This is a genomic window from Pseudomonas sp. WS 5532, assembly GCF_012985445.1.
GTDB classification, from domain to species: domain Bacteria; phylum Pseudomonadota; class Gammaproteobacteria; order Pseudomonadales; family Pseudomonadaceae; genus Aquipseudomonas; species Aquipseudomonas edaphica.
In genome coordinates this window covers 1-1,169 of the sequence record NZ_JAAQWK010000055.1, presented here as the reverse complement: position 1 = coordinate 1,169, position 1,169 = coordinate 1, and the positions used below count along the sequence as shown (strand labels likewise).

The following is a 1,169-nucleotide window of genomic DNA, read 5'->3' as shown; positions in this document are numbered from 1 at the left end:
AAGCCCGCTTGTGTCTTGATCTGGGAATAAACTCTGAGGTGAGAGGGGTGGATGGCAAGCTGTGAGTCCGCGGTGCTAGAAGCACGAGTGGGAGCAAAGCTGCCATCCACCTTTCCACTCTGGCCGACAAGCCCGAACAGTTGGACGAGCACCACTCGAATCACAAGCGTGGGCATAGCCAGAGCACTCTCACTCCTGAGTGTAAGAGGGTTTTGCCATGATTTCCTGGGTCGGCATCGATATCTCTAAATTAAACCTTGTTGTCTGGGTTCAACCTCAGAAAGAAGGCTTCGAGATTCCAAACACATCTGAAGGCTTTGTTGAGCTGATCAAACGATTGAGCTGCTATGAGGTTGGCCGGGTATTGCTGGAGGCCACGGGAGGCTACGAGCGCCAGGTCATGGCGGCACTGCAACAGACGAATTTCCAAGTGCTCCGAATCAATCCTCGTCGGGCCAGAGCCTTCGCGGTGGCCATGGGCAAAAATGCCAAGACCGACCCGATTGATGCGGCAGTTCTGGCTGATTTTGCCGAAGTGCTGCATGGGTCTCACGAAAAGGTCATTTCTCCTGAGCGCGAAGCTCTGCGCGAACTGATCCAATTACGTGAGCACTTCGTTCAGCAGCGCGACGACAATAAGCGTCGACTTCAGCAGGCTCAGTTGCCAACCGTTGTCAGCGCTACCAAAGATCATATTCGCTACCTGCAAGCGCAGATCAAAGCCCTGGAAAAACACCTCGTTCAGGGCATGTTTGATTTGGATGCAGAAAAGGCCAGGCGACTCATGTCTGTGAAGGGGATTGGCAAAGTCGCGGCCGCCAGTTTGCTGGTTTACTTGCCGGAGTTGGGCGAGTTGGATCGCAGAGAAGTGGCGGCGTTAGCGGGCATAGCCCCTTACAACGACGACAGCGGAAACCACAATGGAAAACGGCAGATATACGGAGGAAGAACCCGTGTCAGGCATGCGTTATACATGTCGAGTTGGGTTGTTATCCGCTTCCAAGCAGACTTTAAAACGCGCTACGAGGCTCTAAGGGAGCGAGGCAAGAGCGCGAAAGTCGCGCTCATCGCCTGCATGCGGATACTGCTGATCAGACTAAATGCCATGCTGCGAGACGGTACAGAATGGCGCTGACGGACGGTGGGTTAAGACAGTTGCTCCCACATTT

1 protein-coding gene is annotated in these 1,169 nt (G+C 54.0%); it reads left to right on the top strand.

Features of this window, described 5'->3' with window-relative positions:
* The first annotated feature begins 217 nt into the window (after positions 1–217).
* Positions 218–1,135 (top strand): IS110 family transposase, encoded by a 918-nt coding sequence (locus HBO23_RS33560; RefSeq protein WP_017139096.1) that lies wholly within the window; start codon positions 218–220, stop codon positions 1,133–1,135.
* Positions 1,136–1,169: the final 34 nt, after the last annotated feature.

Excerpts from the sequence above, each read along its gene's own strand:
- HBO23_RS33560 (WP_017139096.1), top strand. The coding sequence starts at position 218 with ATGATTTCCTGGGTCGGCATCGATATCTCTAAATTAAACCTTGTTGTC.